This window comes from Bacillus sp. UNC125MFCrub1.1, from assembly GCF_000701305.1.
GTDB classification, from domain to species: Bacteria; Bacillota; Bacilli; order Bacillales; family Bacillaceae; genus Bacillus; species Bacillus altitudinis.
In genome coordinates this window covers 634,389-649,769 of sequence record NZ_KL370769.1, presented here as the reverse complement: position 1 = coordinate 649,769, position 15,381 = coordinate 634,389, and the positions used below count along the sequence as shown (strand labels likewise).

At 40.4% G+C, this 15,381-nt stretch carries 12 protein-coding genes; all 12 read left to right on the top strand.

All coding sequences use genetic code 11. The features are described from left to right. The first annotated feature begins 1 nt into the window (after position 1). The 12 genes from bshC (at position 2) to murB (ending at position 15,314) form a co-directional block, all read left to right on the top strand. Positions 2–1,621, top strand: coding sequence for a bacillithiol biosynthesis cysteine-adding enzyme BshC (bshC, locus tag N521_RS16025; RefSeq protein WP_035392150.1), 1,620 nt, complete (start codon positions 2–4; stop codon positions 1,619–1,621). 127 nt (positions 1,622–1,748) lie between these two features. Next, positions 1,749–2,180 (top strand): division/cell wall cluster transcriptional repressor MraZ, encoded by a 432-nt coding sequence (gene mraZ, locus N521_RS16020; protein WP_003211163.1) that lies wholly within the window; start codon positions 1,749–1,751, stop codon positions 2,178–2,180. A 66-nt stretch (positions 2,181–2,246) separates the two neighbouring features. Then, on the top strand, positions 2,247–3,179 hold the full coding sequence (rsmH, locus tag N521_RS16015) for a 16S rRNA (cytosine(1402)-N(4))-methyltransferase RsmH (protein WP_035392149.1): 933 nt from the start codon (positions 2,247–2,249) through the stop codon (positions 3,177–3,179). A 36-nt stretch (positions 3,180–3,215) separates the two neighbouring features. Then, on the top strand, positions 3,216–3,563 hold the full coding sequence (ftsL, locus tag N521_RS16010; RefSeq protein ID WP_035392148.1) for a cell division protein FtsL: 348 nt from the start codon (positions 3,216–3,218) through the stop codon (positions 3,561–3,563). A 7-nt stretch (positions 3,564–3,570) separates the two neighbouring features. Next, a complete protein-coding gene (locus N521_RS16005; protein ID WP_035392642.1) occupies positions 3,571–5,721 on the top strand; it encodes a penicillin-binding protein in 2,151 nt (716 codons plus the stop codon). A 124-nt stretch (positions 5,722–5,845) separates the two neighbouring features. Beyond that, positions 5,846–7,765 carry a stage V sporulation protein D gene (locus N521_RS16000; protein ID WP_017359366.1) on the top strand — a complete coding sequence of 640 codons (1,920 nt, stop codon included), beginning with the start codon at positions 5,846–5,848 and terminating at the stop codon, positions 7,763–7,765. A gap of 211 nt (positions 7,766–7,976) precedes the next feature. Then, the gene (locus N521_RS15995; protein WP_035392146.1) at positions 7,977–9,452 is read left to right on the top strand and encodes a UDP-N-acetylmuramoyl-L-alanyl-D-glutamate--2,6-diaminopimelate ligase; all 1,476 of its coding nucleotides are present in this window, start codon (positions 7,977–7,979) and stop codon (positions 9,450–9,452) included. Positions 9,453–9,588: 136 nt separating this feature from the next. After that, the gene (mraY, locus tag N521_RS15990) at positions 9,589–10,563 is read left to right on the top strand and encodes a phospho-N-acetylmuramoyl-pentapeptide-transferase (RefSeq protein ID WP_007499771.1); all 975 of its coding nucleotides are present in this window, start codon (positions 9,589–9,591) and stop codon (positions 10,561–10,563) included. A gap of 9 nt (positions 10,564–10,572) precedes the next feature. Then, on the top strand, positions 10,573–11,919 hold the full coding sequence (gene murD / locus N521_RS15985; RefSeq protein WP_419465685.1) for a UDP-N-acetylmuramoyl-L-alanine--D-glutamate ligase: 1,347 nt from the start codon (positions 10,573–10,575) through the stop codon (positions 11,917–11,919). A gap of 59 nt (positions 11,920–11,978) precedes the next feature. Beyond that, complete coding sequence (spoVE, locus tag N521_RS15980; protein WP_007499768.1) at positions 11,979–13,079, top strand: stage V sporulation protein E; 1,101 nt, start codon at positions 11,979–11,981, stop codon at positions 13,077–13,079. Between the two features lie 198 nt (positions 13,080–13,277). Continuing rightward, entirely contained in the window at positions 13,278–14,372 is a 1,095-nt protein-coding gene (murG, locus tag N521_RS15975; RefSeq protein WP_035392142.1) for an undecaprenyldiphospho-muramoylpentapeptide beta-N-acetylglucosaminyltransferase, read from the top strand. 30 nt (positions 14,373–14,402) lie between these two features. Continuing rightward, positions 14,403–15,314: a UDP-N-acetylmuramate dehydrogenase gene (gene murB, locus N521_RS15970; protein WP_035392140.1), complete on the top strand. Its 912-nt coding sequence runs from the start codon at positions 14,403–14,405 to the stop codon at positions 15,312–15,314. Positions 15,315–15,381: the final 67 nt, after the last annotated feature.

Sequence of the window (15,381 nt, the reverse complement as noted above, 5' to 3'; positions counted from 1 at the left end):
CATGCAATTGACTGAACTTTCCATCCGAAGTCAGAATTTATTCATACGTGATTATATAGAAGAAAAAAAAGAGATGACTGCTTTTTTTGATTATGATATACATTCTGAGCACACATGGAAAAAGAGATACGACGATCTCATGGAAAGGAGCTTCCCGCGCGAGGCTTTAGCGGATTATATGAGCGCATATCATGAGAAATTTGATTCGGCTGCGATGCGTGAGAATATTGAGAAGATCCGTGATGAACGGAGCGTCATGGTGGTTGGAGGACAGCAGGCAGGCTTACTGGCAGGTCCGCTTTATACCATACATAAAATCATTTCCATTATTCAGTTTGCCAAAGAAAAAGAATCAGCGCTTGGCGTTCCTGTTATTCCGGTCTTTTGGGTAGCGGGTGAAGATCACGACGTAGACGAAATTAACTTTGTGTACACGTCTGGCGAAAAAGGCCCAGTCAAACAAAAGCTTCCATTACATCATGTGAAAAAAACAGCTGCGAAAAGAACACCTCTTCACCAAGAGAAAACAGAGAGATGGCTTCGTGATGTATTTTCAACCTATGAGGAATCTGCTTACACCAATGACTTGTTTGATCAGCTTCTTCGATGTTTACGCAAATCAGAAACGTTTACTGATTTCTTTGAGTGGATTGTTTGCGATCTATTTGAAGAAGATGGACTGCTGTTATTGAATTCAGGAGACTTCGGCGTGAAGCCACTTGAACGTACGTTATTCAAGCAAATTGTGGAGTCGAGTGATGCGATCGTGGCTCGCTTAAATAACACGCAGGCTGCCATGAAACAAGCGGGGTATCAGCCGATTATTGAAGCTGGTGACCATCAAGCCAACTTGTTTTACGAATATGATGATGAACGTTTCCTCATTGAACAAGAGAATGGCCAATTTTCTATATCTGAAGTGGGGCTTACTTGGACAAAAGATGAGCTTTTGCAGGAAGTCGAGGAGCACCCAGAGCGGTTTAGCAATAATGTGGTGACACGTCCATTGATGCAGGAAGCCCTTCTTCCAACGCTTGCTTTTATGGCTGGACACGGTGAAGTGAACTATTGGGGTGAGCTGAAAGGCATCTTCGAGTACTTCGATGTCAAAATGGCACCCGTTCTTCCAAGACTGCACGTCACCATTCTTGAAAGGCATATTGATAAGAAGCTGCCAATAAGAGAATTGTCGGTTGAAGAGGTGCTGACAAAAGGCGTGAAAGAAAAGAAGGATGCGCACTTTCAGCAAAGTCTTCCAGACAGCTTCGTTCAATCGGTTCAACATGCCAAACGTGAATTAGCGAATGTTCACGAGGCCATGAGACAAGAAGCGCTAGAGATCGAACCAAGCTTTGAACAGCTATTAGATAAAAATGCCAAATTTATAGAAGACCAGCTTCAATTTGTTTATCAAAAGGTTGCAAAGCGTGTGGAAGAGAAGGAAGGATACATCCTTCGAGATTTTGAACGGATTGAAAATAGTTTAAAACCACTCGAAGCACCACAAGAAAGAATTTGGAATATCATGTACTTTTTAAACAAATATGGTCCAGAATTCTTCAAAACGTTCAAAAATCTGCCATTTTCATTTCAAAACAAGCAACAAATTGTCAAACTTTGAAATAAAGTTTTAATGAACCCTGACTAGTTCAGGGTTTTTTTTTATGTAGAAACAGTGTAAAATAAGTTTTGTGGAGAGAAGTGGTGGATAGTGGAGAGTATGGGTGAGAAAGTGGGGCTCTGATATCATGTTCATGGGTGAATACCAACATACGATTGATACAAAAGGGCGCATGATCATCCCTGCTAAATTTAGAGACGGTCTCGGAGAACAGTTTGTGCTGACGAGAGGGCTTGATCAATGTTTATTTGGCTACCCTATGAGTGAGTGGAAACTAATTGAAGAGAAACTCAAAGCGCTGCCGCTAACGAAAAAAGATGCACGTGCGTTTACCCGGTTCTTCTTCTCCGGCGCAGTTGAATGTGATCTGGACAAGCAGGGGCGCATTAACATCGCATCCAACCTACTCCAATATGCAAAACTCGAAAAAGAATGTGTGGTCATCGGCGTTTCAAATCGAATTGAGTTGTGGAGTAAGTCGATCTGGGAACAATATACAGAAGAGCAAGAAGATTCTTTTGCTGAAATTGCTGAAAACATGATTGGATTTGATATATAATAATCCCTTGTGCAGCAAGCTTTCTACACATTCATTTCTATTTGAAAAAGGTGGGACCATATCATCATGTTTCAACATGAGACAGTATTATTAAAAGAAACAGTTGACGGTTTAAACGTCAAAGAAGACGGTACATATGTGGACTGCACGCTAGGCGGCGCAGGTCATAGCTCATATTTACTATCTCAATTATCAGAAAAAGGTACATTGATTGGGTTTGACCAAGACGATGCTGCACTGGATCATGCACGAGAGAAGCTCGCACATGTTAAAGCGAACATTCTTTTCATAAAAAGCAACTTCCGATATTTAAAAGAACGTCTGAATGAACAAGGAATTACAAGCGTAGACGGTGTGATTTTTGATCTTGGGGTTTCATCACCTCAGCTTGACACACCAGAGAGAGGCTTTAGTTATCACCATGATGCACCTCTTGACATGCGAATGGATCAAACCGCTGCTTTGTCAGCAAAACAAGTGGTGAATGAATGGCCATTTGAAGATCTAGTTCGGATTTTCTACAAATATGGGGAAGAAAAATTCAGCAAGCAAATCGCACGCAAAATTGAAGAAGCCAGAAAAAAAGCGCCAATTGAAACAACAGGTGAGCTTGTCGACATTATTAAAGAAGGAATTCCCGCACCTGCAAGACGAAAAGGCGGACATCCAGCGAAAAGAGTATTTCAAGCGATCCGAATTGCCGTAAATGATGAATTGAAAGTATTTGAAGAAGCACTAGAACAAGCAATAGAGTTACTCAATCCGAAGGGGAGAATTTCTGTCATTACATTCCATTCACTTGAAGATCGGATTTGTAAAAGTACATTTAAAGAAATGTCTTCTCTTCCAGAACTTCCGCACGGACTACCAGTGATTCCAGAAGGACTTGAACCAAAACTGAAGCTGATCACGAGAAAACCAATCGTTGCATCAGAACAAGAGCTGGAACATAACAACCGTGCCCGTTCAGCGAAGCTCCGAATTGCAGAAAAAAAGTAAACGACACCATAGATGATGATAAAAAGGAGGTTTCTTATGAGTAATTTGGCTTACCAAAGAGAAGTAAAGCAACATCAAACCGAGCAACAAGGTCAATCGGTTGTGATTAGAAGAAGAGGTTCTATTACACTTGGTGAAAAAATCTTACTTGTCATGTTTGTCATGGCTCTCATGTGCAGCTCGATCTTCATCATTTCGAAAGCCTTTGCTGTTTATCACGCAAATATCGAAGTGCAGAAGCTAGAACAGCAAGTGTCATTAGAATCGAAAAAGATCACCGAACTGCAAAAGGAAAAAGACTTACTAAGCGAACCAGAGAGAATCATTGAAGCCGCTAAAAAAGCCGGCTTAAGCATATCGAAAGATGTTAAGAAGGTCGATTAACATGGCGATGCCTAAAAAGAATAAAATGATGAACAGAGGCGCGGCAATTGCGAGTATTTGCTTCGCCCTGTTTTTCTTTATCATCCTTGCGCGTTTTATTTATATTCAGATTACGGGAACCGTTGATGGACAAGTGTTAGCTGCAAAAGCCAATGAACAATATCAATCGAAAAAAACACTTGAAGCCAAAAGAGGGTCCATTTTAGACAGAAACGGAAATGTGATTGCGGAAGATACATCTGTGTATAAGCTGATTGCAATCATGAGCAAGAAAATGACGGTCGATCTAAAGCATCCGATGCATGTCGTTGACAAAGAAAAGACAGCAAAAGAGCTGTCAAAGGTCATTGATATGAGTGAGAGTGAAATTTTAAAGCGTCTGAATACAAAAGATGCATTCCAAGTCGAGTTTGGTAAAGCCGGAAAGGATATTAGTTTTTCAACAAAGGAAAAAATTGAAAAGCTAAAACTTCCTGGGATCGCCTTTGAAAAAGACACAAAGAGGTATTATCCAAATGGCATGTTTGCTTCGAACTTAATCGGTTACGCTAGATTAGATGAAGCAACGAAGGACATGTCAGGCGCAATGGGTCTAGAAAAGGCTCTGAATAAATATCTGAAAGAAAAAGATGGCTATGTAACATATAACAGCGACAGAAGCGGATGGGCACTTCCGAATAGTAAAGAAGACATCGTTGCCCCGAAAGACGGGAAAAACGTCACTCTGACCATCGACCAAAAAATTCAAGCATTTCTTGAAGAAAGTATGACGCAGGTCGCTAAAAAATATAAGCCGAAGAAAATCATTGCGACAGTCGTTGATCCGAAAACTGGAAGAGTTCTTGCAATGGGACAGCGGCCAAGCTTTAATTTAAATGAACTCGACATTACGAATTATAACAACGATGTCATTTCCTACGCATTTGAACCAGGTTCAACGATGAAAATTTTTACACTCGCTGCTGCTATCCAAGAAGGAGTGTACCAAGGCAGTGACAAGTATCAGTCTGGTACTTATAAAGTAGGCGGTGGTCTTGTAAGAGACCATAACAACGGAAATGGCTGGGGAAAAATTGATTTTCATGAAGGTGTTCTACGTTCTTCAAACGTAGCTTTTGCGAAACTGGCAAAAGAAAAGCTAGGTTTCACACGCTACGAACAATACTTGCAAAAATTCCATTTCTATGACAAAACAGGCATAGACTTGCCGAACGAAGCGTCTAGTAAAATCAATTTCAGATACGAATATGACAAAGCATCGACTGCTTATGGTCAGGCGTCAGCGATTACCCCAATTCAGCAAATTGAAGCGGCGACAGCCATTGCCAACGGTGGAACGATGATGAAGCCATATGTAATCGATCATATTACAGACCCGAACACAAACAAAACAATTTTACAGCACGAACCAACAGTGGCAGGAAAACCAATTTCTTCTGATACAGCGAAGCAAGTCCGTGACATTTTAGGTGAGGTCGTTTCCTCAAAAATTGGCACAGGACAGCCATATCAAATCAAAGGTTTTGATGTCGCTGGGAAAACGGGTACAGGACAAATTGGCGGTGCTGGCGGCTACCTTCAAGGGAGAAACGATTACGTCTTTTCATTTATGGGAATGGCACCAAAAGATGATCCGAAGCTACTCGTTTATGTGGCTGTCCAACAGCCTCAGCTATCTGAAACACAAACAGGCTCTGCCCCTGTTTCAGAAATCTTTAACCCTGTGATGAAAAATAGTTTGCTTTATTTAAATATCGCACCAACAAAAACAGACGATAAAAAATCTGGCAAACAGAAAATAAAACAAGAAACAATGCCGTCATTCCTAGATTTAGAAGTGAAACAGGCAGAAACAGAAGCAAAAAACAAAAAGTTATCACCTGTTGTCATTGGTGACGGTCTATCCATTAAACGCCAATGGCCAAATGCGGGCTCTGAATTCTCTGAAAGCCAGAAAGTCTTTTTGAAAACAGCAGGGAAAACCATTAAAATGCCTGATATGACAGGCTGGTCCAGAAGGGAAGTTCTTCAATATGCGTCTATTTCAGGTGTGCATATTGAAACAAATGGACAGGGATATGCTGTCAAACAAAGCGTGAAAAGTGGAGCGGAGATTTCAGATAAAGTCGTCACAGTGACCTTCAAAAGTCCAAATTAACTTGAAAACCTAGCAAATCATTTGCTAGGTTTTTTCTTTTGCTTGAGCGATGGACGAGATCGTTCTATAAAAAGACGAGCCTGCATATGATGAAAACAAGCCATATGTAAGGAGTGAACCGGGCGTGCGAGTGTCAAGTGTAACAGTGAGAAAACGATTGCTTTTCGTGCTGCTGTTTGGGGTGATCATTTTTTTCATCATAGATACTAGATTAGGATATGTGCAGTTTATTATGGGCGAGAAGCTGACAAGTTTAGCGAAAGATTCATGGAGCCGTAACCTTCCATTTGAACCAGAACGAGGAGATATTTTGGATCGAAATGGGGTGGAGCTGGCGACGAACAAAAGTGCTCCCTCTATTTTAGTCGTGCCACGGCAGGTGAAAGACCCAGCAGAAACAAGCAAAAAATTAGCAGCAGTGCTGAATATGTCTGAGGAGAAAGCGTACAAGCATGTCACCAAGAAAACGTCTATAGAACGAATTTCCCCAGAGGGGAGAAAAGTATCTCATGAAAAAGCAAAAGAAGTCAGAGAGCTTGATTTAGATGGAGTCTATGTAGCAGAGGACAGCATCAGACATTACCCGTTTGGAAGTTTCTTATCTCATGTATTAGGTTTTGCTGGAATTGATAATCAAGGCTTACTTGGGCTAGAAGCGTACTATGATGATGACCTAAAAGGTGAAAAAGGCTCTGTGAAATTTTATTCTGATGCAAAAGGGCAGAAAATGCCAGATGAAGCAGATGATTATACACCGCCTAAAGATGGGCTTGATATGAAATTAACCGTTGATTCAAAAGTACAAACCATCATCGAACGAGAACTAGACAATGCTCAGGCAAAATATAACCCAGATGGCATGATTGCCATTGCCATGAATCCGAAAAATGGTGAGGTTCTGGGAATGTCGAGCAGACCTGACTTTGATCCGGCTGACTATCAATCAGTTGATTCAAAAGTATTTAACCGAAACTTACCGGTGTGGAGCACATATGAGCCAGGATCGACGTTTAAAATCATTACACTGGCAGCTGCCCTGGAAGAAAATAAAGTAAATTTAAAACGTGATCATTTTTTTGACAGCGGATCTGTGACAGTGGATGGCGCAAGGCTCAGATGCTGGAAAAAGGGAGGACATGGATCACAGTCGTTTCTAGAAGTGGTACAAAACTCTTGTAACCCAGGATTTGTCGAGCTAGGCGACCGTCTTGGAAAAGATAAACTATTTTCTTATATTAAAAATTTCGGCTTTGGTCAAAAGACAGGAATCGACCTTCAAGGAGAAGGTAGAGGAATTTTGTTCCCGCTTGATCGTGTTGGTCCTGTAGAACAGGCAACAACAGCCTTTGGTCAAGGTGTATCTGTTACGCCGATTCAACAAGTAGCTGCAGTGGCAGCCGCAGTAAATGGAGGAACGCTTTACACGCCGTATATTGCAAAAGAATGGATCGATCCAATTACAAAAGAGGTAGTGAAAAAGCAATCACCAATTGCCAAGAAGAAAGTCATTTCAGCGGAGACGTCTAAAGAAATCAGGTATGCCCTTGAAAGTGTAGTCGCTCAAGGAACTGGCCGGAATGCATTCGTTGAAGGATATCGGGTGGGCGGAAAAACAGGAACAGCACAGAAAGTAAAAGACGGAAAGTACATGGAAAATAACCACATTGTGTCATTTATCGGGTTTGCACCTGCGGATGATCCAAGCATTGTTGTATATGTAGCAGTAGATAACCCAAAAGGCACGATTCAATTTGGTGGGACAGTAGCAGCACCTATTGTGGGCCATATTATGCGAGACAGTCTGCCTGAAATGGGCGTGAAAAAAAGAAAAGGACAAATTGAAAAGAAGTATCAATGGCTGGACACAAAAACCATTGAGGTACCGAATCTTGTAGGAGGATCTGTTTCTGACCTTGAATCACTCCTGATTAATCTAAAGATTGATGCTTCAGGAACTGGCAGTAAAGTGGTGAAGCAATCGCCTGCTGCCGGCACAAAGGTCAAAGAAGGTTCCACGATCCGATTATACTTAAATGATGAATAATAAAGAATGAACAGAGGGTAGCCGCACTCATTCGGCTGCCTCTTTTTGTTGAAACAGAAGGGTCGCTTTAAAAAAAGAGCATAAAGTGTGCTTTTTCCAAGAGAAACTTAAGGAATACGCTGGATGTATCCTTTTTTTTACGATAAAATATAGACTGTGTGTTTTTTTCACAAGACATGCACGTGAACGAATTTGAGAGGTTTGATATGAAATGAAATTACAAGAACTCCTTACATACTTTAAAAGTGAAAACAATGAACTGATAAACGAAAATCCGGAGATTACTTCCATTGAAATGGATTCAAGAGAAGTGAAAAAAGGGAGTCTTTTTGTCTGTATAAAAGGCTATACAGTAGATGGACATGATTACGCTGAAAAAGCAGTGAAAAGCGGGGCTGCAGCGATTGTAGCAGAACACCCACTTCACATAACAGATGTACCAGTCATTATTGTAAAACACTCTCAAAGAGCACTTGCAAGAATGGCAGATGCTTTTTACGAACAGCCAACTCATAAACTCAATCTAATTGGTATTACAGGAACGAACGGGAAAACGTCTACAACACACATGATTGAGCAAATCATGAGAAAAGCCGATAAAAAAACAGGTTTAATCGGTACGATGTATATGAAGGTAAACGATGAAATTCTCGAAGTGAAAAACACAACACCTGAGAGTGTCACCCTTCAGAAGACCTTTAAGCAGATGCTTGATCAAGACGTAGATACGGCCATTATGGAAGTATCATCACATGCTTTGCATCTTGGGCGTGTTCATGGATGTGATTATGATATTGCCGTTTTTACAAATCTTACCCAAGATCATTTGGACTACCACAACACAATGGAAGAATATAAACATGCAAAAAGCTTGCTCTTTTCCCAGCTCGGAAGTGCCTTTCAGCACGATAAGCCGAAGCATGCCATTTTAAATGCAGATGATGAAGCGTCTAGTTATTTTGAAAAAGTCACAGCTGCTGAAATTATGACGTATGGCTTAGAGCAAGAAGCAGATGTAATGGCAAAGAACATTCAAATCAAACCAAAGGGAACACAATTTGATTTGATCACCCCAATCGGCACAAAAAATGTGACGGTTGCCCTTATTGGGAAATTCAATGTGTATAACATTTTAGCAGCTGTATCAGTAGGAATTGTATCAGGCTTAACGTTTGAAACGATCGTTAGTGCCATTGAAGAACTTGAGGGAGTCAAAGGAAGATTCGAACTTGTGAATTTTGATCAAGACTTCCCAGTCATCGTTGATTATGCGCACACACCTGACAGTTTAGAAAATGTACTGACTACGTGTAGAGAATTAACAGAAGGTAGAATTTTCTGTGTAGTTGGCTGCGGGGGCGACCGTGATAAAACCAAGCGCCCTCAGATGGCCCAAATCGCTGTGAAATATGCAGATGAGCCTGTTTTCACATCAGATAATCCAAGAAGTGAAGATCCATCAGCCATTTTGAAAGACATGGAAAATGGCGTGCCAAACGCCTATTATCACAGCTTTGTGAACCGGAAACAGGCCATCTTTTTTGCCATTGCTAATGCAAAAAAGGGCGATACAGTCTTAATAGCTGGAAAAGGCCATGAGACGTACCAAATCATTGGTGATCAAGTCTATGACTTTGATGATGCCAAGGTGGCAGCGGACGCTATTTTAGATCTAAACAAATCTTAAAAATGATGAAAAGAGTGTAATGAAATGAAGCATTTTGTACAAAAACAACATACGAAAGACACGAATGAATATCATAATAATGAATGCTATTTTCTAATGGAAAACGGCTTTGGAAATTCGGAAGGAGTAAAGAACAATGCTTGAACAGGTGATATTGTTTACAATCATAATGGGATTTTTAATCAGTGTTCTTTTATCCCCGATTTTTATTCCGTTTTTAAGAAGGCTTAAATTTGGTCAAAGTATTAGAGAAGAAGGACCTCAGTCTCACCAAAAGAAATCTGGCACCCCAACAATGGGTGGAATTATGATTATCTTTTCTATTACAATTACAACGATCGTGATGATTAACAAATTCTCTGAGATTAGTCCAGAAATGTTTTTATTGTTATTTGTCACCCTTGGCTACGGATTATTAGGATTTTTAGATGATTATATTAAAGTAGCGATGAAGCGAAATCTTGGCTTAACATCGAAACAAAAACTGATCGGGCAAATTGTGATTGCTGTGATTTTCTATGCAGTCTTCCATTATTATGAGTTTGCAACGACTATTCGCATTCCAGGAACAGATGTCAGCTTTGACTTAGGATGGGCATACTTTATCCTCGTCGTTTTCATGCTTGTCGGTGGTTCTAATGCGGTAAACCTTACGGATGGACTTGATGGTTTATTATCTGGAACAGCTGCTATTGCATTCGGAGCTTTTGCCATATTGGCTTGGAATCAATCTCAGTATGATGTTGCGATCTTTTCGGTAGCAGTAGCAGGCGCTGTCCTTGGGTTCCTTGTCTTTAATGCGCATCCTGCAAAAGTATTTATGGGTGATACGGGATCGCTTGCTTTAGGCGGTGCCATAGTGGCCATTGCCATTTTAACGAAACTTGAGATTTTACTCGTCATTATTGGAGGAGTATTTGTTGTTGAAACGTTATCCGTTATCCTTCAAGTCATCTCCTTTAAAACAACTGGAAAAAGAATCTTTAAGATGAGCCCGCTTCACCACCACTATGAGTTAGTTGGCTGGTCTGAGTGGAGAGTAGTTGTCACCTTCTGGACAGCTGGTTTATTGCTTGCTGTTTTAGGAATTTACATCGAGGTGTGGTTATAATTGAATAGGATGCAAATGTTAAAAGACGAACATGTACTAGTACTAGGCCTTGCAAAAAGCGGATATGCGGCAGCCTCAATTCTTCACGAACACGGAATAAACGTGACGGTCAATGACCAAAAAGCTTTTGAAGAAAACGAGCCTGCTCAGTTACTTTCTGAAAAGGGGATTGATGTCATTTGTGGCAGTCATCCTCTTCGTATGTTCGACGATAAAAAAATTACGATTTTAATTAAGAACCCTGGAATTCCTTATGAGAATGTGATGGTTCAAGAGGCGCTTCGCCGAAAAATTCCAGTTTGGACTGAAATAGAATTGGCGTATCATTTGACCTCATCTCCTTTTATTGGGATTACCGGATCAAATGGAAAAACGACCACGACTACTTTGATTTATGAAATGTTGAAAAAAGACAGCCAAAAAACATTGGTAGCAGGTAATATCGGAACGGTCGCAAGTGAAGTTGCCGCGCGTGCAGCGGGCGATGAATGGATCGTAACTGAGCTCTCTTCATTTCAGTTAATGGGAACCGTTGAATTCAGACCTAAAATCAGCTTAATATTAAATATTTTTGACGCACATTTAGACTATCATCACACGCGTGAAGAATACGAAAAAGCAAAACAGAAAGTGTATGCACATCAACAAGAAGATGACATAGCTGTGGTTAACCTAGATGATTCATCTGTTGTCAAACTAGCAGAAGATTCGAAAGCGCAAAAAGTGTTTTTCTCAGTTAAAGAGCCGGTAGCACATGGAGCGTTTATTAAAGATGGTGCCATCTACTATATGAATGAACATGTCATTGACCTCAAGGATGTTGTTCTTCCTGGTGAGCATAACCAAGAAAATATTCTAGCAGCTATTTGTGTTGTAAAAAATGCAGGCTGCTCAAACGAAGCGATTGCGCAAGTTCTTACTACATTTAGTGGAGTGAAGCATCGTTTGCAATTTGTGGAGACGATTCAAAATAGAAAATTTTATAATGACAGTAAAGCGACCAATATACTGGCAACAAGTAAAGCTTTGTCTGCCTTCAAGCAGCCGACCATTTTACTAGCAGGTGGACTGGATCGTGGCAATGAATTTGATGAATTAAAACCTTTTATGAAGAATGTAAAAGGAATAATTACATTTGGTGAGACTGCGCCTAAGTTTGTGAAGCTTGGTGAAGAGCTGGGAATACATCACGTAAAACATGTCGATAATGTTGAACAAGCAGTACCTGCGGCGTTTAGCATATCTGAAGAAGAAGACGTGATTTTATTGTCTCCAGCTTGTGCAAGTTGGGATCAGCATAAAACATTTGAAGAACGTGGAGACATGTTTGTAAACGCCGTGCATATGCTTAAATAAGGGCTTGTCTCTCATATGACTGACAGCCCAAATGAAATTATGCTTGGGGTGTCGGTCTCTTGACGAATAAGAAAACTTCTCCGGATTTTTTGCTTGTTGTCATTACGTTACTTTTGTTGACGATTGGTTTAATTATGGTGTACAGCGCAAGTGCTGTGTGGGCATCGTATAAATTTGATGATTCGTTTTATTTTGCAAAAAGACAGCTTTTGTTTGCCGGAATCGGAGTTATCGCAATGTTTTTCATTATGCGGGTCGATTATTGGACGTGGCGGACTTGGTCAAAGATACTGATTGCAGTGTGTTTTCTCCTCCTCGTGCTTGTCTTGATTCCTGGTATCGGTATGGAGAGAAATGGTTCAAGAAGCTGGATTGGTGTCGGTGCGTTTAGTATTCAGCCCTCTGAATTTATGAAGCTTGCGATGATTGCGTTTCTTGCAAAATTCTTATCTGAAAAACAAAAGAATATCACATCCTTTCGTAAAGGTTTCGCCCCAGCACTAGGCATTGTGTTTTCTGCATTTGCCATCATTATGCTGCAGCCGGACCTAGGTACAGGAACGGTTATGGTTGGAACCTGTATTATTATGATATTTGTTTCAGGTGCGAGAATCGCTCACTTTATCTTTCTCGGTCTTTTAGGGCTTAGCGGATTTGCCGCACTTGTCTTATCAGCACCCTATCGAATAAAACGAATTACATCTTATTTAAATCCTTGGGAGGATCCACTTGGCAGCGGGTTTCAAATTATTCAATCCTTATACGCTGTCGGTCCAGGCGGTCTGTTTGGAATGGGGCTAGGTCAGAGTAGACAAAAATTCTTCTATTTGCCTGAGCCTCAAACAGACTTTATCTTTGCTATATTGTCTGAAGAACTTGGATTTATAGGTGGATCACTCATTTTGCTGCTCTTTAGTGTTCTATTGTGGAGAGGCATTAGAATAGCCCTCGGGGCACCAGATTTATATGGAAGTTTCTTGGCAGTGGGTATCATCTCAATGGTTGCCATTCAAGTAATGATTAATATCGCAGTTGTCACTGGTCTCATCCCTGTGACGGGCATCACACTCCCATTCTTAAGTTATGGCGGTTCATCACTGACATTAATGCTGATGGCAATTGGCGTACTTTTGAATGTAAGCAGATATGCTAGATATTAATGTGCTGATAGTTCATGAAACCATATAGACTTTTATTTTGCAAAAGTATGAAAAAATGATTTGAAGAGTGAAAATGGCAGTTTCTGTTTCGAAAACATGATGATTGACTCTTCTTTACAGGTTTTGACGGAGCCCTGTTGTTTAAAACAGGGTTTATACTTTGTTCAGAGCAGAAAAAAATTGAGGGGAAATGGTATAATGCGTATAGTTATTAGTGGAGGCGGAACAGGCGGGCATATTTATCCTGCTCTAGCTTTTATTAAAGAAGTGAAAAGACTGCATCCTGATGTGGAATTTTTATATATTGGCACTGAGAATGGGCTTGAAAAGAAAATTGTAGAAAGAGAAAATATCCCTTTTAAATCAATTGAAATTTCAGGTTTTAAAAGAAAGCTTTCCTTTGATAATGTAAAAACAGTGATGAGGTTTCTAAAGGGCGTCCAAAAAAGTAAATCTTATTTAAAAGAATTTAAGCCGGATGCTGTTATTGGAACAGGTGGTTATGTGTGTGGTCCAGTTGTTTATGCTGCGTCTAAGCTAAAAATCCCAACGATCATTCACGAACAAAATAGCCTGCCAGGCATCACAAATAAGTTTCTGGCACGGTATGTGAATAAAGTAGCCATCTGTTTTGAAGAAGCAAAGGAACACTTTCCTTCAGAAAAGGTTGTTTTTACGGGAAACCCAAGAGCCTCTGAAGTCGTCTCTATTAAAGAGGGAAAATCTCTTAAAGAGTTTGGGCTGGATGAGAAGAAAAAAACAGTTCTCATTTTTGGCGGGAGCAGAGGTGCATCTCCAATCAATCGAGCAGTGATTGACATGCAAGATGAATTAAAGACAAAGAACTATCAGCTTTTATATATTACAGGTGAGGTTCATTATGAAAAAGTGCTGAACGAATTAAAAGAAAAAGGTGAAGCACCGAATATGATCACAAAGCCTTTCTTGCATCAAATGCCGGAGTATTTAAAATCAATTGATGTCATTGTTGCAAGAGCGGGAGCCACAACGATTGCTGAAGTGACGGCACTTGGAATTCCGACCATCTTCATTCCAAGTCCATACGTGACCGCAAATCATCAAGAAATTAACGCTAGATCACTTGAAAAACATGATGCTGCGATCGTTTTAAGAGAATCAGAGCTTTCTGGAGATCGCTTGCTTCATGCAATTGATGAAATTGCTGGTAATGACGAGAAACTACATCAAATGAGCCGTTTAACAAAAGAACTCGGAGTACCAGATGCGGCCACACGTTTATATAATGTGTTAAAAGAAATTACGACTTCATGATGAATGATATGAGGTAAGGCGGAGGGTAATATGGAGAACTTGAAGAATGAATTATTAGAAGCGCAAGTTGGTAAAGTACTTGAAAATGAACCGCTTGCAAATCATACGACAATGAAAATAGGCGGACCGGCCGATCTATTAGTCATCCCTAAAGATGTCGATGCTGTCAAAACAATTATGGATCAGGTGAAAAAACATGATACTCAATGGACGGTCATTGGAAGAGGGTCCAATTTACTTGTTCTTGATAAAGGAATTCGCGGGGTCGTTTTAAAGCTGGGTGCTGGGCTTGATCTCTTAACTGTCAATGATGAAGAGATTACAGTTGGCGGAGGCTATTCAGTTGTAAGACTCGCGACGTCTCTTAGTAAGCAGGGGCTGTCAGGATTGGAATTCGCAGCTGGTATTCCAGGTTCTATTGGTGGCGCTGTTTATATGAACGCAGGGGCACATGGATCTGACATCAGCAAGATTCTTGTGAAAGCGAGAGTCTTATTTGAAGATGGAACGATCGAGTGGTTAACTAATGAGCAAATGAACTTTAGCTATCGAACTTCTGTGCTTCAAAAGGAACGCCCTGGAATTGTTCTCGAAGCAGTGTTCAAGCTTAAACAGGACGAACGTGAGAAAATCACAAAGAAAATGCAGCAAAATAAAGATTATCGCAAGGAAACACAACCGTATAATAAACCATGCGCCGGCAGTATTTTCCGAAATCCATTACCTGAATATGCAGGACAGCTTGTAGAAAAGGCGAATTTAAAAGGATATCAGATTGGCGGCGCTAGAATTTCTGATATGCACGGAAACTTTATTGTCAACGCTGGTGGGGCGAAGGCTCAAGATGTGCTCGACTTAATTCAGTACATTCAAAAGAAAATCAAAGATGACTACAATGTAGAGATGCATACAGAAGTAGAAATTATTGGTGAAGCAAATTAAAGGCTACTACTTATGAATGATGGTATCACAGGAAAACAAACGGCATTTTTTCATGCCGTTTGTTTTC